The sequence below is a fragment of the Paucibacter soli genome (assembly GCF_037482845.1).
Lineage (GTDB): Bacteria > Pseudomonadota > Gammaproteobacteria > Burkholderiales > Burkholderiaceae_C > Paucibacter_B > Paucibacter_B soli.
In genome coordinates this window covers 80,627-98,709 of the sequence record NZ_JBBHJW010000003.1, presented here as the reverse complement: position 1 = coordinate 98,709, position 18,083 = coordinate 80,627, and the positions used below count along the sequence as shown (strand labels likewise).

The window sequence follows — 18,083 nt, the reverse complement described above, 5'->3', positions numbered from 1 at the left end:
CGCGATTATCGCGGCGGCGCCGGCTGCGACTACTTCGCGCCGAGCTGGACCGTGATGCGATGCACTTCCGGCCGGGTTTGCGGGAAGTCGCCCAGCGCCGCCTGCATCAGCCCGCCCAGCAGGGCCGCATCGCCCTGGGTCATGCCGTCGTTGCTGGCGCGCGCTTCATACAGGGGCTCGCCACTGGCGCGCTCGCGCAGCAGCAGGGCCACCTCGCGGTCGTAGCGTTTCTCGCTCAGGTCCAGGCCGGCATAACCGCGGCCACGCCAGAAGCCATGGCGCCAGTTGGCATAGCCCACATGCCAGCGCCACCACAGCGGATCGTCCCAGGGGGCGCGGTCCAGCGCGCTGACGCGCGCGCCCAGCGTCACCAGAATGTCGGCGCTCTTGGCATCGGCGGCGGGGCGAAAGCCGGCCTTTTCAAGCGCCACACGGGCGCTGTCCTCGAGCGCGTCCTGGCGCTTGTCGCCCTGTTGTGAGGGCAGGCGCTCGAAGGCATAGAGCCCGGGCTTGCGGCCCTCGGGCCAGGCGCCGAAGGTCTGCACGTCGGCGCTGAGGGTGTAGATGCCGGAGCAGGCCGCCAGGGCGGCGGCTGCAGTGATGATGATGAGGGCGGTACGTCGCGTCGCAGTCATGACAGGCCTCCTGTGCTGTTCTCAACAGCGCCATTGTGGCCCTTGCATGTTGACGCTTTGTAAAGTCAGTCGTCGTTGCGATGCAGCTTGATCACCGAGGGCGCGGTCGGCGCGCTGCCGCAGGCCTCGTCCTCGTCGAAGGCGATATCGCCATCGGGCATGGGCGCACCGGTGGCCTTGATGCTCTGGAAGGGGAAGAGCTCGCGGTCCATCATGTGCGAGGTGACGATATTGCTCATCGCGGTGAACATATTGTCGACCCGGCCCGGGTACTTCTTCTCCCACTCGCGGATCATGGCCTTGACCTGCACGCGTTGCAGGTTCTCCTGGCTGCCGCAGAGGTTGCAGGGAATGATGGGGAACTCGCGGTGCGCGGCCCAGCGCACCAGGTCGTCCTCGGCCACATAGGCGAGCGGGCGTATCACCACGTTCTTGCCGTCGTCGCTCACCAGCTTGGGCGGCATGCCCTTCATGCGGCTGCCGAAGAACATGTTCAAGAGCAGGGTCACGACGATGTCGTCGCGGTGGTGGCCCAGCGCGATCTTGGTCGCGCCCAGTTCGCCGGCCACGCGGTAGAGGATGCCGCGACGCAGCCGCGAGCACAGGCTGCAGGTGGTCTTGCCCTCGGGGATCAGGCGCTTGACGATGGCATAGGTGTCCTGCGTCTCGATATGGAAGTCCACACCGCGCGACTTGAGGTAGCTGGGCAGCAAATCGGCCGGAAAGCCGGGCTGCTTCTGGTCGAGGTTGACGGCGACGATGTCGAACTTGATCGGTGCGCGCTGCTTCAGGTTGATGAGGATGTCGAGCAGCGCGTAGCTGTCCTTGCCGCCGGACAGGCAGACCATCACCTTGTCGCCGTCCTCGATCATGTTGAAGTCACCGATCGCCTGGCCCACCTGGCGGTGCAGGCGCTTGGAGAGCTTGTTGATTTCCAGTGAGGCCTTTTTCTCGGCAGCCTTGGCATCGGCGGTGTTGTCGGGGGTCAGGAGTTCGGTCGTCGTCATGGGGGTCACCACTGGCCGCATTCGGCGCTGATTGCGACTTGGCAGTCGGGAAAGATTTCGAGCTTGGTCACCTTGATGCGCACGCCCACCACGCCGGGCAACTTCATCAGCCGGGTGCAGAGCTTGCCCAAGAGCGCTTCGAGCAGGTCGGTGTGTTCGGCGGTGCACTCGTCGATGATGATGCTGCGCACGCGCCGGTAGTCCAGCACATGGCCGATGTCGGCGTCGCGCGAGACGATCATCTGCGCGCCCAGGTTGACCTCGGCATCCACCAGGATGGGCTGGGGGCCTTCGCGCTCGAAGTCCAGCACGCCCAGGTTGGCGCCGAAGCGCAGACCCTGCAGATGGATGATCTGGCGGTTGTTGCGGCGCAGGGCCAGCGGCGCCTGGCCCTCGCGCAAGGGGCGCAAAAAGCTCTCCACCGCCTTGGCCGCCACCACGCCGTCGCCTAAAGCGGTCTGCACGCAGGGGTGCTGGCGGCCGCTGGCGTCGCCGGCCACGAACAGGCCCAGCGGTGCAAAGCGCGGCTCGTCGCGGAAGGGGTGCGAGGGCGCGGTGATGCCGGCGCGCTGCAGCGCATCGCCCACCTGCAGCCAGGCGCTGGGTTCGGCCTCGAAGCCCAGCAGCACCGCCACATGGTCAAAGCGCTCCTCGCCATGGGCCTTGGAAACCACCGTCACCCCTTGTTCGTCCGCCAGCAGCCGGCTGGGCATGGGGCTGCGCGGGCGCGTCTGGATGGCGCCGCCCAGCGCTTCCATGCGCTCAACCAGGGCCTGCTGGGCGCGCCAGTCGCTGCGCGACCAGAGCGTGACCTGGTGGCCGCGCGCCTGCAGATAGAGCGCGTTCTCCAGTGCGTTGTCGCCGCCGCCCAGCAGTAGCAGGCGGCCGGGCGGCAGTTGCTCGCGCTGGGCCGTGAGGCTGAGCGCGTCCAGCACGCGCGGCTGGGGCAGCGGGCCGGGAAAGAAGGCCTCGGGGCGCAGCGGCCTGAGTCCGGTGGCCAGCAGCAGGGCGCGGGCCGCGAAGGCGCGCCCGTCGTCCAACTGCAGTCGCCAGCCTTCGCCAGCATTCCAATCGAGATGGCCGATGCTCTGGCCCAGCAGCAGGCGCAGGCCGGCCATGCCCTCGATCTGGCGGGCGTATTGCTGGCCCAGGGTGGCAAGATTCTGGCCGGGGGCGCCCAGCACCCAGTGCTGGCCGAATTGCAGGCCCTGCAGGGCGGCGCAGAGCTGGGGCGCGCGCTCGATCAGCGCGACGCTCAGGCCCAGCTGGGCGAGCCAGGATGCCGCCGAGCAGCCGGCCGGGCCGCCGCCAATGATGGCGACGTCGTACTGGGGCAGCAGGGAATCGGGCATAAACGGCGGCCGGGGGGTGAAGGGCAGGAAAACCCGCGATTATCGCTGCCAGCCGCTCCGGGCCGCGATTCCAGGGGCTATGCGGGCGTGAGCAATTGCATGCGCGGTGCTGGCTCGGGCTCGTGCGTGTAGCAGTGCACGCAGTTGCGCCCGGCCTTCTTGGCAGCATAGAGCGCCTGGTCGGCGCGCTGCAGCACCTGCTCCCAGTTCTGGTCATCGGCCTGGCGCGTTGCCAGGCCCAGGCTTACCGTCATGGCAATGGCCTTGCCTTCGAACTCCACAGCTTGGGCCTGGATGCGCGCGCGCACCCGTTCTGCCACCTCCAGGGCGGCCGACTCGTCGGGCGTGCTGATCAAGACCAGGAATTCCTCACCGCCGATGCGGAATAGGGCGTCGTAACCGCGCAGGGCCGTCGCGGCCTGTGCGGTGGCGTGCCGGATGGCCGCATCACCGGCGGCATGGCCATGGCTGTCGTTGATGCTCTTGAAGTGATCGATGTCGAACATCATGAAGACCAGGCGTTCCGCCTGGCGCGCATGACGCTGGAATTCGCGCTGCGCCATCTCGTGCAGTGCATGTCGATTCAGCCAACCGGTGAGCTTGTCGGTGCGGGAGGCGCGACGCAGGCGCAGCTCCTGCTTGCGAATCACCATCAGTGCGCAGCTCATGGTGGCGAGCGACAAAAAGGCCAGCAGGGCCAGCGAGCCCGAAGTCTGGACGAACTGGCTGCCGAACAGGGTCAGCGCGGTCTGGTCGCCCATCAGCACCATCGCGGCGCGCATCAGCAATTGCAGCAGGAACAGCAGTTCGGTGAGCAGCAGCGGCCAGTAGGCGGGCGTCATCTCGCTTGCGGGGGCGCGCCATAGCAGGGCGATCACCGCGAGATTGCAGGCCATGATGACGGGGTAGGTGAGCATCAGCCGATTCGCCACTGCGGCCTGGGCAAAGGGCAGGGCGTGCATGGCCAGCGCCACCGCGCCCAGCAGCGGCAACAGACGCGCGTGGGCGGACAGCCCCATATGACGCCGCACGCCCACCAGGATGGCAGCGTGAGCGCAGATGTAGAAGCTGTTGGCCAGCGCCGGCGCGATCCAGTACGACAGGCCCTGCGACTGCGCCGCCCAGCCCAGCGCGCTGGAAGAGAAGAAGCACATGCCGGCCACCGCCCAGTCGCGCAAGCAGATCTCGCGGCGGCTGGCGCGGTGCAGGCCGAACATCGAGATGGCCATCACTGCGCTGGCGAGCAGTGCGGCGACTTGCAGGGTGAAGGCGTCCATGCGGGCGAGGGGCGGTCGAGCGATGGCGGCGAGTATCGCGCAGCTGGCGGCACGCCTGCTGGTCAGATTACGCGCGCCGGCGCCGAACCAAGCGCCAACCCAGCAGAGCGGCGATCACCGCGCCGTAGACGGCGGGTTCCGCGAAGTTGTGCTTGCCGGCGCGCATCCAGACGAAATGTGCAAGCGCGATCAGCACCAGCAGATAGACGCAGCGATGCAGCGCCTGCCAGCGCCGCGCACCCAGCGCCTTGATGGCGCGGTTGAAGGAGGTGGCGGCCAGCGGCAGCAGCAGCAGCCAGGCGCTGAAGCCCATCAGGATGAAGGGGCGCTTGGCGATGTCACGGGCGATCTCGCCTGGCTCCAGCCCCATGTCCAGCCAGCCATAGGCAAGCAGGTGCAGGCAGGCATAGAAGAAGCTGAACAGGCCCAGCATGCGGCGAAAGCGCGCCAGCGCGGGCTGGCCGCTGATGACGCGCAGGGGCGTGATGGCCAGGGTCAGGCACAGGCCGCGCAGGGTCCAGTCGCCCAGCCGGCGTATCAGCGCTTCGGCGGGGTTGGCGCCCAGCGCGTCGCTGGCGGCGCCCCACACCAAATAGGCCAGCGGCGTCAGGCAGAGCGCGAACAGCAGCGGCTTGGCCGCGGGATGCAGCCACAGCGATCGCTTGGCCATGCTCAGAAATGCCGTTTCAGGTCCATGCCTGCATAGAGCTGGCCAACCTGGGCCTCGTAGCCATTGAACATCAGCGTCGGGCGCTTCCTTGCGAACAGGCCGTCCTCGCCGATGCGGCGTTCGCTCGCCTGGCTCCAACGCGGGTGGTCCACCTGCGGATTCACGTTCGAATAGAAGCCGTACTCCTGCTGCGCCGCCTTGGTCCAGCTGCTGACGGGTTGCTTCTCGACGAAACGGATCCTGACGATGCTCTTGGCCGACTTGAAGCCGTATTTCCAGGGCAGCACCAGGCGCAGCGGCGCGCCGTTCTGATTCGGCAAGACCTCGCCATACATGCCAAAAGCCAGCAGGGCCAGCGGGTGCATGGCCTCGTCCAGGCGCAGGCCTTCCACATAGGGCCAGTCCAGCACACCGGAGCGCAGGCCCGGCATCTGGGCCTTGTCGGCCAGGCTGATGAATTCCACGTACTTGGCCTTGGCCGTAGGCTCCACCTTCCGGATCAGCTCGGCGAGCGAATAGCCCACCCAGGGGATCACCATGCTCCAGCCCTCCACGCAGCGCAGCCGGTAGATGCGCTCTTCCATGGGGGCGAGCCTGAGCAGGCTGTCGAGATCGAAGACGCCGGGCTTGCCGACCTCGCCCTCCACCGTCACGGTCCAGGGGCGGGGTTTGAGCGTGTGGGCGGCGCGTGCGGGGTCGGTCTTGTCGGTGCCGAATTCGTAGAAATTGTTGTAGCCGGTGGCGTCGGCATAGGCCGTGGGCTTGTCCAGCGTCAGCGCGCCCGGCACGGCACTCTTGCCGGCGGCCAGCTTGGCGAGCTTGCCGCTCTGCGCGATCGCCGCGCCGCCGGCCCAGCCCGCCAGCGCGCTGCCGGCCATCAGCTTCAGCCAGTCGCGCCGACTCTCGTAGACGGACCGGGGCGTGACTTCGCTCGAGGGGATGACAAGACCGGAGCGTGGGCGCAGCAGATGCATGATGGTGGACGACTTTCAGCGGGTGATGCCCATCAGTCGGGCTGATGGGCACAACCTTACGTCAACCGGGCAAATTCTGCTGGCGGCGTCAGAGCGTGCCGTAGGAATGCAGGCCCGAGAGGAACATGTTGACGCCCAGGAAGGCGAAGGTCGTCACCACCAGGCCCACCAGCGCCCACCAGGCCGAGACCGCGCCGCGCAGGCCCTTCATCAATCGCATATGCAGCCAGGCCGCGTAGTTGAGCCAGACGATCAGGGCCCAGGTCTCCTTGGGGTCCCAGCTCCAGTAGCCGCCCCAGGCCTCGGCAGCCCAGAAGGCGCCCAAGATGGTGGCAATGGTGAAGAAGGCAAAGCCCAGCGCGATGGCCTTGTACATCAGGTCGTCGAGCTGCTCCAGCGCCGGCAGGCGCGCGGTGAGCGGCCGGCGCAGGGCCACGGCGGCGATGAAGAAGACCAGCACCGCGCTCATCTTGCGCGCCCAGCCATCCATGCCGGCCAGAGTCTCGGCGGGCAGCTCCGGCAGGGCGAAGCGAAACGCCAGGATCAGCGCCACCAGCCCGCCCGGCACCGCCAGCAGGCCGATATAGAGCGCGCGCTGCGAGGCGGTCTTGAGCAGATAGGCCATGGCCACCATGGCCGATAGCGCAAAGGTGCCATAGCCGACGAAATTGGCCGGCACATGGATCTTCATCCACCAGCTTTGCAGGGCCGGCACCAGGGGCTGGATCTCATGCGCCTCGCGCGCCACCGTGTACCAGAGCAGAAAGCCCACCGCGCCGCTGACGGCCAGCATCACATAGGCGCCCAGCGCACGGGTCTTGAAGCGCTCTTCGTAGTAGAGGTAGAACAGCGTCGTCATCCAGCTGAACAGTACGAACACCTCGTAGAGATTGCTCACCGGGATATGGCCGATGTCCGGCGCGATCTGGTGGCTCTCGAACCAGCGCACCATGGTGCCCAGCAGCGCCATGAACACGGCGCCCCAGGCCAGCCGCGTGCCGATATGCTCGGCCACGCTTGCGCCGCCGGCCTTGGCGAAAAAGCCCAGGCCGTAGAACAGCGTGCTCATGAACACCAACAGGCTCATCCACAGGATCGCGCTCTGACTGGAGAGCGCGTACTTGAGCAGGAAGACCTTGTCGGCGGCGGCCAGGTCGGCGCCGAAGCCGTCGGTGTGCTGCAGGTATTGCTGGATGGCCAGCAGGCTGGCCGCGCCCACGCCCAGGCTGAGCAGCCGCACCGGCTTCCAGAACCAGCCCAGCGCGATCAGCGCGGGCACGGCGAACACGAGGATGCCCTTCTCGTAGCCGTCCATCGATCCGCCGTAGCGGCTGAAGGCGAAGCCGGCGCCGGCCACGATGAGGGCGGCAAACACCCAGTCGAACAGGTCGCGCCGGGCCAGCAGGCCGCGGCGGCCCACGATCAGCGCAGGGGATGCGGTGGTGGTGCTGTTCATGCTTGGCTCTTTCCTTCGTCTTCCTTCAGCAGCGCCCGCCTGAGCTGGGCGAATTCGGTCTGGGTATCGGGCGACTCGCGGGTGCTGGACAGCGCCATGCGCACGCGCGTGTGTTCCTGGCCACCGGGCGCGGGCTCGAGCCAGATCCACAGGCGCCGCTCCTTGATGTAGAGCATCGCGAACACGCCGATGGCGAGCAGCACCGCGCCCAGATAGACCAGATTCTGACCGGGCGCGCGCGCCACCTGGAACACGCTGGCCTGCAACTGCTGGAAGTCTTCCAGCTGCAGCAGCACCGGGGCCGGGTAGAACATCGAGTCCGACAGCGAGAGCACGGCCTGGGTCATGAAGGCCTGGGTGGCGGCATCGGCGGCCGGCGCGGCCTGGCCGGCCTGCGCGCGCTGCAGCTTGTGCAGCTCGAACAGGCTGCCGTTGAGAATGCGCAGCAGCACCTCGGAGACACGCGCGCGCTCGGCCTCGGGCACCTCGCGGTCGATGAACTGCGAGAGTGCGGGCAGGCCGCCGATCTTGTCAGCTTGGCCGGGCTTGCCGCCATCCAGGCCGGCAAACAGGTCGAGCGCGCGTCGCGCCGTGGCCGTCAGCTGCGGCCGCATCTGCGGCTTGTCGGCGGGGGTGGCGGCATCGGCATAACGGCCGGCAGCGCGCTCGCGCAGGCCGGCGTCGGCCAGGCCTTGGCGCAGGCGCAGCCAGCCGCTGAGGCCGCCCTGATCGTCGGCCGGGATGCGCAGGTAGCGGAAGGGCTCGTTGGGGGTCTCACGCATTCCCATCAGGAAGACGCGCTGCCCGTCCAGCTCGACCGGCGCCATGTAGTTGTTGTACTCGCGCTTCTGGCCGCTCGCGTCCACCAGCTTGTAGCTGAAGCTGGGGCCGACGTTGTGCAGGTCGCGGTCGGCCTTGCCCTTGGCACTGCTGCCCAGCCGGCCCTGCAGCGACTCGACCAGATCGACCTTGCGCACATCGGCGCCACTGGCCGTGCCGTTCTCGCCCATGTTCTCGACGTTGATGACGCGCAGGCCGGTGAATTCCAGCCCCAGCCTGGCCTCGCCATTCACGAGCTGGGTGCTGGCGCCGACCTTGCCCTCCAGCGTGAAGCCATCGCCCTTGCCGGCGAGTGGCAGGGCGCGCAGCTTGAGGCTGGAGCCGCCATCGTCGAAGCTGCTCTGGTAGATCGCCACGCCGCGGTGCGTGACCGGCTCGTTGACCTTGACCTTGGCCTCGCGCATCGCGCCGCTCTCGTGGTCGCGGATGACGATGTCGCTGGCGAACAGCTTGGGCATGCCGGTGGCGTAGTACTCGACGCTGAACTTCTTCAGCTCGATGTCGAAGGGCAGTTCCTGCAGTAGCACGCCGGTGGGCATGCTCAGCACCGCCGTGCCGTTGCGTGCCCCCTCGGGCACCACCAGATTGCCACGGAAGCTGGGCGTGCGCGCCGACAGGCGGTGCTGCGCCGGCACCTCGGAGATCAGGCCGCTGCCTTCGTAGACACTCTTGCCCTGCGCCCACATCAGGCCGCGCACCAGCAGGTCGCCGTCGAACAGGCCGCCCAGGCAGACCAGCACGATGGCGCTATGCGCGCACAGATAGCCGATCTTGTTGGCCGCGCCCTTGCGCGCCGCCACCATGATGCCGTTGGCGCGCACCTGGGCGCGCGCCTTCCAGCCCTGCTGGTCGAGGAAGGCCGAGACCTGCCCGAGCGCGGCCTCGGGCGCCAGCGGCAGCTCGCCCAAGGCGCGGTGCTTGAAGAGCTGCAGCGACTGCTCGCGCACCTGCTCCTTGTAGCTCTTCAGGTCCTGGATGATCTTGGGCGTGTTGCGGGCGATGCACAGGCTGGTGGAGATCACCAGAAAGGCCAGGATCAGCAGGAACCACCAGGCGCCATAGACGGTGTAGAGGTCCAGCTTGCCGAACACCTCTGACCAGAAGGGCCCGAACTGGTTCACATAGTTGTTGAGCGGCTCGCGCTGCTTCACCACCGTGCCGATGATCGAGGCGATGCAGATCACCGTCAGCAGCGCGATGGCAAAGCGCATCGAGGCCAGCAGGTCCAGCAATTCGCGTCCCGCGCCATGGCTGGGGCGGGGCGGCGGGGCGAGGGTCTCGGAGGTCTCGGACATGGCGGAATTGTCGCGGCGAGCGCGCGCTCACCTGGGGGCAACGAAAAAAGGCCGGTGCGAACACCGGCCTTTGCGAACCATCGAGGCGCGTCTGCTCAGCGCAGGCCGGCCACGTAATCGGCCACGGCCTTGATTTCGCGGTCGTTCATCTTGGCGGCGATGCCGGTCATCTGGGCGCTGTTGCTGCGCAGGCCGCTGCGGAAGGCATTCAGCTGGGCCTCGGTGTAGTCGCTGTGCTGGCCGGCCAGGCGCGGGTACTGGGCCGGGATGCCGGCGCCGTTGGGGCTGTGGCAGCCGGCGCAGGCCGCGATCTGGCGATCGGCAATGCCGCCGCGGTAGATCTTCTCGCCCAGGGCCACCAGGGTCTTGTCCTTGGCGAAGCCGGGCTTGGCCTGCTTGCTGGCATAGAAGGCGGCGACGTTCTTCATGTCCTCGGGCGACAGCGTCGCGGCCATGCCCTTCATGATGGCGTTGTTGCGCTTGCCGGACTTGAATTCGTCCAGCTGCTTGGCCAGGTAGTCGGCGTGCTGGCCCTGCAGGATGGGATTGGCCGGGCTGCCGCGCGAACCGTCGGCGGTATGGCAGGCGGCGCACACTTGCGTGGAAGTGGCCTGGCCCTTGGCCAGATCGGGTTTGGCGGTAGCAGCAGGCTCGTTGGCCACCGCTGCGGCGGCGAACATCAGACCGGTCAACAGGATAGCGGCAGTCTTCATGAGTATTTTGGGTTCGGTAAGCGCAACCGGCGGATTTTACAATGGCAAACCAACGAGACCTGGAACTTCATGACTACCAACACCAAGCGCGGCGCCAAAACAGCTGCCGCAGGCCCGCAAAAGGCCTTGCCTGCCGAGGCGTCGGTGCCCGCCGAAGGGGCCACCGACGGGGCCGCCGAAACGGCGTCGGACAAGGTGGTGTTGGGCTGGACCCACACCGCGCGCTTCCTCACGACCGCCAGCCAGCTGGTGCATCTGCCGGCCAACGAACTGCCCGAGATCGCCTTCGTGGGGCGCTCGAATGCCGGCAAGTCCACCGCCATCAACACGCTGGCACAGCAAAAGCGCCTCGCCTTTGCCTCCAAGACGCCGGGCCGCACCCAGCACATCAATTTGTTCGAGGTCGGGCCCAAGGACGCGCCCAACGCGCTCTTCGCCGACCTGCCCGGCTATGGCTATGCGGCGGTGGCGCGCTCGGCCAAGCTGCGCTGGCAGAAGGTCATGGCCGACTACCTGGAGGTGCGCCGCAGCCTCTCCGGCGTGGTGCTGATGGTGGACTCGCGCCTGGGCCTGACCGATCTGGACAAGCAGTTGCTCGAATTCGTGGCGGCGCGCGTGGGCACCGGCGAGATCAAGCTGCTGGTGCTGCTGACCAAATCCGACAAGCTCAACCGCAAGGAAGCGAACGCGGCGCTGGCCGAATGCCAGGCCTTCCTGGCTGGCCTGGCCACGGAGGAGTCGGACGTCTCGGTGACGCTGTTCTCGGCGCTGAAGAAGCAGGGCGTGGCGGACGTTGCCCATATCCTGTACGACTGGATGCAGTCGGCCGTGGTGGCGCCCACCATGGGGGAAATTCCGCCCCCCGAGCTGTCGCCGGAGTGACAGGGCTGCCGGGAGGTGGCTCTCGATACTGAGGTTCCATAGGGAGCCTCGGCCATGACGATTGAATGCTTTGACCAGGTGCTGCCGCATGGCATCACCCTGTCCTGCCGTGCCTGCGGCCCGGCCGCGGCGCCGCGCCTGATCTTTCTGCATGGTTTTCCCGAGGCGGCCTTCATCTGGGACGAGACGATGCTGATGCTGGCGGACCGTTACCGCTGCATAGCGCCCAATCTGCGCGGCTATGAGCGCTCCAGTGCGCCGCGCGAGGTCGAGGCCTACCGCGTCAAGCACCTGATGACGGATATCGCGGCCCTGGTGGCAGCCACCGGTGACGGCCCGCTGGATGCCCTGGTGGCGCATGACTGGGGCGGTGCGCTGGCCTGGAATCTGGCGGTGCAGCAGCCCCAGCTGATGCAGCAGTTGGTGATCATCAACTCACCGCATCCGGGCACCTTCTTGCGCGAGCTGCAGCTCAATCCGGCGCAGCGCCGCGCCAGCGCCTATATGAACATGCTGTGCCGGCCGGATGCCGAGGAGCGCCTGGCCGAGCATGACTTTGCCGGCATGTTCGCCTTCTTTTCCGACCACGCCGAGAACGGCGCACCCTGGCTCGGCGAGGCCTTGCGCGCGCGCTACCGCGAGCTCTGGTCGCGCGGCCTCACCGGCCCCTTGAACTACTACCGGGCCTCGCCGATGCGACCACCCACGCCCGAGGATCCGGGCGCGATGGCGCTGGAGTTCGCGCCCGAGTTCGTCACCGTCAAGCTGCCTACCCTGGTGATGTGGGGCGAGGCCGACTGCGCCCTGCCGCCCAGCATGCTGGAGGGCCTGGCGCAGTTTGTGCCGCAGCTGCGGCTCGAGCGCGTGCCGGGTGCGACGCATTGGATCGTGCATGAGCAGCCGGCACTGATCGCCAGGCTGATCCGTCAGGGCCTGCCGATGAAGAGGTAGAGCGCGCTGCCGCCCTGCGGCGCGTAGCCCAGGCCCACGTAGAGCGGGCCCACCGTGGTGTCAGTGCCCAGGAACAGGCTGCTGGCCCAGCGCAGGCCCTTGAGACTGACCTGACGATGCTTGTCCCAGGTGTTGCCCGCCTCCAGCGAGCCGCCCACAAAGAAACCGCGCGTCAGCACCGGCGTTTCGCTCAGCCGCATGTAGTAGCTGGCGCGGCCGAACAGCAGGGCCGCGCCGGTGAGCTGACCTTGCTTGTAGCCGGATAGCTGCTGGAAACCGCCCAGGCTGTAGGGGCCTTGCACCGAGTTCTCAGGCTCGCGCGCCAACAGGCTGCGCAGGTGCAGATTCAGGGTGTGCCGACCCCAGCTCTGCACGCCCGAGGCCTGCAATTCGACGCGTTCGAAGCGGCCGCTGTCGTGGTCCTTGTTGGTCTGCTGGCCGTAGAGTGCCTCGAAGGCGATTCGATAGCCGCGCTGTGGGAAGTTGGCAAAGTCGAGTTGGTCCACCACCGCCTTCAGGCGCAGCGCGGTTTCGCGGGCCTGGCGATGCGCTTCGTGGTCGGGCAGATCGATGGTCAGCAGGCTCGGGCTCAGGCGCCAGCGCTCATGCACCAGACCGAGACGGATCTCGCCCCATTTGCCCCAGGGTTGGCCGAGATCGCCCCCGACGCTGACGCCGCTGCGCTGAAAGCGCGCGCGGCCATTGCCTGCATCGTCGTAGAGGTTGAGCTGCTTGCGCTCAATTTCGCCCCAGCTGGAGACAAACCAGTCCTTGGACGCACCCATCCCGATGCCCAGCGGATGGTAGAGCTCGGAATAGAAACGCGGTGTCTGGCCCAGCGTGAGCTGGTTGCGCCATTCGGTGCCATTGGCGCTGAGCCAGTGGCGGTTGTGCGAGATGCGCAGATTGAAGGCGCTGTCGCCGCTCAGGTCGGTGCTGAGATCGAGGCCGACACGGAAGTAGTTAGGCCCCCAGGACTTGTCTTCCATGCTGAACACCAGGGTGTCGCCGGCCTCGCGCGCCTCGACATGGTAGTCCACGCGCTCATAGTCGCCCGAAGAGGCGAGGAAGCGTGTGTCGCGTTCGGCCTTGGCGAGGTCGAAGCGTGCGCCGGGCTTGGACTCGAGCTGGTCGGCAAAGCGCTGGGGGTTGGCGATCTCGCTGCCCTCCATGCGTACCGCGGCCAGCAGCGGCTTGTCGAGCTGCGCACCGCCGCGCGCCTCGCGCCAGCGTCGGTAGTCGGCCTCGTCGACCGCGAAGGCGCGCAGCTGCGGCAGCGCCGCCTCCGCCGCCTGCGCTCCCAGCCTGATGAAGTCGACGCCGCGCTCGAAATCGCCGGAGCTGAGCTTGCCCAGCTGCGGCTTGATCAGCACATCGCCCTCCCACAGGCTGGCCATGCTGCGCTTGACGTTCTGCTCGGTGAGGATGTTGATCATCTGCGCCGTCACGCCGATCAAGGAGCCGAGCGACTCGCGTCCGCCGATCGGTGTGCCGACATTCACGGCAATGAGCCGCCCGGCGCCCATGCTGCGCGCGATGTCCACCGGCAGGTTGTTGACCAGGCCGCCGTCGCCGAGGATGCGATCCTCCCACTCCACCGGCGCGAACACGCCCGGCACGCTCATGCTGGAGCGGATCGCCAGCGCCAGGTCGCCCTCGCTGAGCACCCGCTGCTCGCCCGACTCCATGTCGGTGGAAACGGCGCGAAAGGGCGTGGGTAATTCGTCGAAGCGGCGTATCTTGCGCACCGGCAGGGTGAAGCGGCGCAGCAGCGCTTCCAGCCCGCGGCTGGAGAGCGTGCCCTGCGGGGCGCGGAATTCGCCATCGCGCATGCCGAACTCAAGCACTGCCGAGAACTCGAAGTCCTCCTCCTTGCGGCGCTGCGAAAGGTCCTGGCGCTCCACCCGGCTGGCAAACACATCGCCCCAAGAGAGCCGGGTCAGCTCGTGCTCCAGCTGCGCGGCACTCATGCCGCTGGCGTAGAGGCCGCCGATGATGGCACCCATCGAAGTGCCGGTGATCAGGTCCACCGGGATGTGCTCGCGCTCCAGCACCTTGAGAACGCCCACATGGGCCAGGCCGCGCGCGCCGCCACCCGAGAGCACCAGACCCAGCTTGGGGCGCTCCTCCGGAGGCGTGCTTGTCAGGACTTGCCCCCACGCCAGCGGAGCCAGCAACAGGGCAATGAGAGCGTAGTGTCGGGGGCGGGTCATGCGGTCCTGGGCGCGGACCAGGTGCGCCTAGGAATGCGCGTCCAGATCCTGCATCAGCGTGGTCACGGCGCGTTGTACCAGGGATTCCTCTTCCAGCGCGGTGATCAGGCCGTTGGCCAGCAGTTGCTCGATGGCGCCGCGCGTGAGCGAATGGCGCTCGTCGGCGTCCTGGCCGACGAACAGGAAGAACTGGCGGCTTTCGCTTATCCAGGCGATCTGTGCCGTCATCCACTGGCTTTGCAGGAACAGGTGGTACCAATTGCCGATCTGCAGCTGGTCCATCCAGGCCTCCAGCGCAACGCGCGCCTTGTCCTCGTCCTGGCCCGCGTAGAGCGAGACCGGCACCGTGGGCAGATGGCCGCGGTCGACCTGCGAATGCGCCCAGTGCGAAGGCAGTTGTGACTCGCGTTCGGTGAGCAATTGCTGCAGCAACTCTTCGGGGCTGAGCTCCTGGCCGGCCTTCGCGGGGCGGCTGGGCGTCGCTTCGGCCAGCGCGGGCAGGCCACGCAGGATGCGGCCATGCTGCTGCATCAGCTCGGTCATGATGGCCTGACGCTTGGAAGCGTCCATCGCAATCGAAGCCATGCCCTGCTCCATGCGGGAGACCAGGCCCGGCAGTCGGCTGCGGAACTGATCACGCTGTGCCTCGGTCGCGGGCAGTTGCAGGCTATCCAACAGCTCGTCCACCAGCCCGATATAGGCCAGCGCCTCGGGCGCGTCGCGGCCATGTAGCACCATCGCCTGCACGATCACTTCCACCCAGGTGCTGAGCAGGAACTTGCGCAGGCTGGCGGTCAGCGGAGCATCGGCCAGCTGTTCCTTGAGCTGCTCGCGCAGCAGCTTCAACCAGTCGCCGCGCTGCTGCTCGCGCTCCAGCGCCGCCAGCGCCACGGCGCTGCGCTCGCTGCGTTGACTGGCGTGCTGGCGGATCTGCTGATCCACCGCGTTGAGGGTTTGCTGGAATTGCAGCGCGGTGGGCACCGGCGCGGCCACGAGCTGCTGCACCTGCGCGTCCATGAAGCTGAGGAACTCGCGCAGACGCTCGTCGTTCGGGTTCTCAAAGGCCTGGCCGTGGGCCGACACGCGATTCAGCAACTGCCAGGTGGGATGGTCCGCCCGGCGCAGCAGGCTGCCGTCAGTCTGCGCCAGCCGCGCCACGGCCACCTGCAGCCGCGCCAGCAGTTGCTTCACCATGGGGAGCAGATTCGGGTCGGCCAGGATCTGCCCGTACAGGCGCGACAGCAAATCGCCGCCGCTTGCGGCGGGCGGCTGCGTGGGTAGGCGCATCCCCAGGCGCTGCGGGCGCGAGTTGAGCTCGTCCACGCGGCGCGCCAGGCTGTCCAGCGAGGTGGGCAGGGCGGTAGCGTGGGTGTTGGCGAACTGGCGCTGGCGCTGTTCCGAGGCCTTGATGCCGGCGCCATGGCTGGCCACCATATTGATGAGGTCGGCCTCGCGCAATTGCTGGCACAGGGCGCCATAGATGGTATGCACCGCGTTGGCCAGGGGCTGAGCGGCCACGCGCATCAGCGCATAACGACCCTCGGGGTCCATGTCCACACCCTGCATGGCGCGGTTCAGGGCCTGTGCGAACAGCGCCGGTCGCAGCGGGTTGTCGTTCTTCAGCGGCCTGGCAATGCCGCGCAGTGCGGCGAAGAAGTTGCCAAGCTGGTGCAGCTCGGGTTTGCTGCGATCCTCGATCACCGAGACGACATGGGCGATGGCCACATCCTGCAAGGCCTGCTTCTCATCCACCAGGCTGAGCGTATCCAGGCGCACCGGGGCGCTGCGCTGCAGCGGATCCTTGCCCTCGCGGGCCGCCGCCAGCAGGGGGCGCAGCGAAGACTCGAAGTCGCCGATGAAGCGCGGTCGTTCGCGCAGCCAGCCGGCGAACAGCTGGTGGTACTGGGGCTTGTCCTTGAGCTCGTCGTGCGTCTCGTTCAGCACGGCAAGGCTCAGCGCCGGCACGCGGGCGACGACCTCGTCGACGAGTGACTGCAGCGTGGGTGCGTTGGGCATGATGTTCATGGGCGTTTGTTGGCATTATCTGCGGCGCCAAGCATGAAAAAGGGGCCGCTGTTGCGGCCCCCTGTGTTTGAGCGTGACGGATCACGCGTCAAAAGTCTCGGTTTCCCGAGATTACATGTCCATGCCCATGCCGCCCATGCCGCCCATGCCGCCAGGCATGCCGCCAGCCGGTGCCTCGTCCTTGGGGGACTCGGCCACCATGCACTCGGTGGTCAGCATCAGCGACGCGACCGAAGCAGCGTTCTGCAGCGCGGTGCGGGTCACCTTGGTCGGGTCCAGGATGCCCATTTCGATCATGTCGCCATAGGTGTCGTTGGCGGCATTGAAGCCGTAGTTGCCCTTGCCGGCCAGCACAGCGTTCACGACGACGGAGGCTTCGCCGCCGGCGTTGTAGACGATCTCGCGCAGCGGGGCTTCGATGGCCTTGAGCACCAGCTTGATGCCGGCGTCTTGATCGGCGTTGTCGCCCTTGATCTCGCCAGCAGCTTGCTTGGCGCGCAGCAGGGCCACGCCACCACCAGCCACGATGCCTTCTTCAACGGCAGCGCGGGTGGCGTGCAGCGCGTCTTCCACGCGTGCCTTCTTTTCCTTCATCTCGACTTCGGTGGCAGCGCCAACCTTGATCACGGCAACACCGCCGGCCAGCTTGGCCACGCGCTCTTGCAGCTTCTCGCGGTCGTAGTCGCTGGTGGCTTCCTCGATCTGGATGCGCACTTGCTTGACGCGGGCCTCGATGTCGGCAGCAGCACCGGCGCCATCGATGATGGTGGTGTTTTCCTTGCCCACTTCGACGCGCTTGGCTTGGCCCAGATCGGCCAGGGTGACCTTCTCCAGCGTCAGGCCGACTTCTTCGGCGATGACCTTGCCGCCGGTCAGGATGGCGATGTCTTCCAGCATGGCCTTGCGGCGGTCGCCGAAGCCAGGCGCCTTCACGGCCACGACCTTCAGGATGCCGCGGATGGTGTTGACCACCAGGGTCGCCAGCGCTTCGCCTTCGACTTCCTCAGCGATGATCAGCAGCGGGCGGCCGGCCTTGGCCACTTGCTCCAGCGTGGGCAGCAGGTCGCGGATGTTCGAGATCTTCTTGTCGAACAGCAGGACGAAGGGGTTGTCCAGCAGCGCGGCTTGCTTCTCGGGGTTGTTGATGAAGTAGGGCGACAGGTAGCCGCGGTCGAACTGCATGCCTTCCACGACATCCAGCTCGTTGTTCAGGCTCTTGCCGTCTTCAACGGTGATCACGCCTTCCTTGCCCACCTTGTCCATCGCCGAGGCGATGATCTGGCCGACGTCGGCATCGCTGTTGGCCGAGATGGTGCCGACTTGAGCGATTTCCTTGGAGGTGGTGGTGGCCTTGGAGGCCGCCTTCAGCTGCTCAACCAGGGCCAGCACGGCCTTGTCGATGCCGCGCTTCAGGTCCATCGGGTTCATGCCGGCGGCCACATACTTCATGCCTTCGCGCACGATGGCCTGGGCCAGCACGGTGGCGGTGGTGGTGCCGTCACCGGCGTTGTCAGAAGTCTTGGAAGCAACTTCCTTGACCATCTGCGCGCCCATGTTCTGCAGCTTGTCCTTGAGCTCGATTTCCTTGGCCACGGACACACCGTCCTTGGTCACGGTGGGGGCGCCGAACGAGCGCTCGAGCACCACGTTGCGGCCCTTGGGGCCCAGGGTCACCTTGACCGCGTTGGCCAGGATGTTCACGCCTTCAACCATGCGGGCACGTGCCTCGCCGCCAAAGATCACGTCTTTTGCTGCCATGTGTATTTCTCCGGATTCTTAATTGGGGTCAGATC

General features: G+C 67.1%; 14 protein-coding genes and 1 pseudogene. 2 read left to right on the top strand and 13 right to left on the bottom strand.

What is annotated here, in order from left to right; translation table 11 throughout:
* Window positions 1–29 precede the first annotated feature (29 nt).
* The 10 genes and pseudogenes from WG898_RS08575 to WG898_RS08530 form a co-directional block, all read right to left on the bottom strand.
* The gene (locus WG898_RS08575) at window positions 30–635 is read right to left on the bottom strand and encodes a DUF4136 domain-containing protein (protein ID WP_339602353.1); all 606 of its coding nucleotides are present in this window, start codon (window positions 633–635) and stop codon (window positions 30–32) included.
* Window positions 636–700: 65 nt separating this feature from the next.
* Window positions 701–1,642, bottom strand: coding sequence for a tRNA 2-thiocytidine(32) synthetase TtcA (gene ttcA, locus WG898_RS08570; protein ID WP_339602352.1), 942 nt, complete (start codon window positions 1,640–1,642; stop codon window positions 701–703).
* 5 nt (window positions 1,643–1,647) lie between these two features.
* Window positions 1,648–2,016, bottom strand: coding sequence for a dihydroneopterin aldolase (locus WG898_RS08565; RefSeq protein ID WP_339602609.1), 369 nt, complete (start codon window positions 2,014–2,016; stop codon window positions 1,648–1,650).
* Between the two features lie 90 nt (window positions 2,017–2,106).
* Window positions 2,107–2,994 (bottom strand): annotated as a pseudogene (locus WG898_RS08560) (FAD-dependent oxidoreductase); the annotation flags it as partial.
* A 77-nt stretch (window positions 2,995–3,071) separates the two neighbouring features.
* Entirely contained in the window at window positions 3,072–4,271 is a 1,200-nt protein-coding gene (locus WG898_RS08555; protein ID WP_339602351.1) for a GGDEF domain-containing protein, read from the bottom strand.
* A 67-nt stretch (window positions 4,272–4,338) separates the two neighbouring features.
* The gene (gene msrQ / locus WG898_RS08550; RefSeq protein ID WP_339602350.1) at window positions 4,339–4,941 is read right to left on the bottom strand and encodes a protein-methionine-sulfoxide reductase heme-binding subunit MsrQ; all 603 of its coding nucleotides are present in this window, start codon (window positions 4,939–4,941) and stop codon (window positions 4,339–4,341) included.
* 2 nt (window positions 4,942–4,943) lie between these two features.
* A complete protein-coding gene (msrP, locus tag WG898_RS08545; protein ID WP_339602349.1) occupies window positions 4,944–5,915 on the bottom strand; it encodes a protein-methionine-sulfoxide reductase catalytic subunit MsrP in 972 nt (323 codons plus the stop codon).
* 88 nt (window positions 5,916–6,003) lie between these two features.
* Complete coding sequence (gene ccsB, locus WG898_RS08540; protein ID WP_339602348.1) at window positions 6,004–7,371, bottom strand: c-type cytochrome biogenesis protein CcsB; 1,368 nt, start codon at window positions 7,369–7,371, stop codon at window positions 6,004–6,006.
* The gene (locus tag WG898_RS08535) at window positions 7,368–9,506 is read right to left on the bottom strand and encodes a cytochrome c biogenesis protein ResB (RefSeq protein ID WP_339602347.1); all 2,139 of its coding nucleotides are present in this window, start codon (window positions 9,504–9,506) and stop codon (window positions 7,368–7,370) included. The genes ccsB and WG898_RS08535 overlap by 4 nt, the downstream gene beginning before the upstream one ends.
* A 95-nt stretch (window positions 9,507–9,601) precedes the next feature.
* Window positions 9,602–10,219, bottom strand: a complete 618-nt coding sequence (locus WG898_RS08530; protein WP_339602346.1) for a c-type cytochrome — start codon at window positions 10,217–10,219, stop codon at window positions 9,602–9,604.
* Window positions 10,220–10,288: 69 nt separating this feature from the next.
* Between WG898_RS08530 and yihA the strand changes: the two genes are divergently transcribed.
* Window positions 10,289–11,101, top strand: coding sequence for a ribosome biogenesis GTP-binding protein YihA/YsxC (gene yihA, locus WG898_RS08525; protein ID WP_339602345.1), 813 nt, complete (start codon window positions 10,289–10,291; stop codon window positions 11,099–11,101).
* 54 nt (window positions 11,102–11,155) lie between these two features.
* Window positions 11,156–12,052 (top strand): alpha/beta fold hydrolase, encoded by an 897-nt coding sequence (locus WG898_RS08520; RefSeq protein WP_339602344.1) that lies wholly within the window; start codon window positions 11,156–11,158, stop codon window positions 12,050–12,052.
* Here WG898_RS08520 and WG898_RS08515 read toward each other — a convergent pair.
* The 3 genes from WG898_RS08515 to groL form a co-directional block, all read right to left on the bottom strand.
* On the bottom strand, window positions 12,028–14,265 hold the full coding sequence (locus WG898_RS08515; protein WP_339602343.1) for a patatin-like phospholipase family protein: 2,238 nt from the start codon (window positions 14,263–14,265) through the stop codon (window positions 12,028–12,030). The genes WG898_RS08520 and WG898_RS08515 overlap by 25 nt on opposite strands.
* Before the next feature lie 27 nt (window positions 14,266–14,292).
* Window positions 14,293–16,290 carry a DUF1631 family protein gene (locus tag WG898_RS08510; RefSeq protein ID WP_339602342.1) on the bottom strand — a complete coding sequence of 666 codons (1,998 nt, stop codon included), beginning with the start codon at window positions 16,288–16,290 and terminating at the stop codon, window positions 14,293–14,295.
* Between the two features lie 111 nt (window positions 16,291–16,401).
* Window positions 16,402–18,048 (bottom strand): chaperonin GroEL, encoded by a 1,647-nt coding sequence (gene groL, locus WG898_RS08505; RefSeq protein ID WP_339602341.1) that lies wholly within the window; start codon window positions 18,046–18,048, stop codon window positions 16,402–16,404.
* Window positions 18,049–18,083 lie beyond the last annotated feature (35 nt).

Bases quoted from the DNA above. Each gene is read 5' to 3' on its own strand.
- groL (WP_339602341.1), bottom strand. From the start codon at position 18,048: ATGGCAGCAAAAGACGTGATCTTTGGCGGCGAGGCACGTGCCCGCATG.
- WG898_RS08510 (WP_339602342.1), bottom strand. From the start codon at position 16,290: ATGAACATCATGCCCAACGCACCCACGCTGCAGTCACTCGTCGACGAG.
- msrQ (WP_339602350.1), bottom strand. From the start codon at position 4,941: ATGGCCAAGCGATCGCTGTGGCTGCATCCCGCGGCCAAGCCGCTGCTG.
- ccsB (WP_339602348.1), bottom strand. From the start codon at position 7,371: ATGAACAGCACCACCACCGCATCCCCTGCGCTGATCGTGGGCCGCCGC.
- yihA (WP_339602345.1), top strand. From the start codon at position 10,289: ATGACTACCAACACCAAGCGCGGCGCCAAAACAGCTGCCGCAGGCCCG.
- WG898_RS08535 (WP_339602347.1), bottom strand. From the start codon at position 9,506: ATGTCCGAGACCTCCGAGACCCTCGCCCCGCCGCCCCGCCCCAGCCAT.
- WG898_RS08520 (WP_339602344.1), top strand. From the start codon at position 11,156: ATGACGATTGAATGCTTTGACCAGGTGCTGCCGCATGGCATCACCCTG.
- WG898_RS08575 (WP_339602353.1), bottom strand. From the start codon at position 635: ATGACTGCGACGCGACGTACCGCCCTCATCATCATCACTGCAGCCGCC.
- msrP (WP_339602349.1), bottom strand. From the start codon at position 5,915: ATGCATCTGCTGCGCCCACGCTCCGGTCTTGTCATCCCCTCGAGCGAA.
- ttcA (WP_339602352.1), bottom strand. From the start codon at position 1,642: ATGACGACGACCGAACTCCTGACCCCCGACAACACCGCCGATGCCAAG.
- WG898_RS08515 (WP_339602343.1), bottom strand. From the start codon at position 14,265: ATGACCCGCCCCCGACACTACGCTCTCATTGCCCTGTTGCTGGCTCCG.
- WG898_RS08530 (WP_339602346.1), bottom strand. From the start codon at position 10,219: ATGAAGACTGCCGCTATCCTGTTGACCGGTCTGATGTTCGCCGCCGCA.
- WG898_RS08555 (WP_339602351.1), bottom strand. From the start codon at position 4,271: ATGGACGCCTTCACCCTGCAAGTCGCCGCACTGCTCGCCAGCGCAGTG.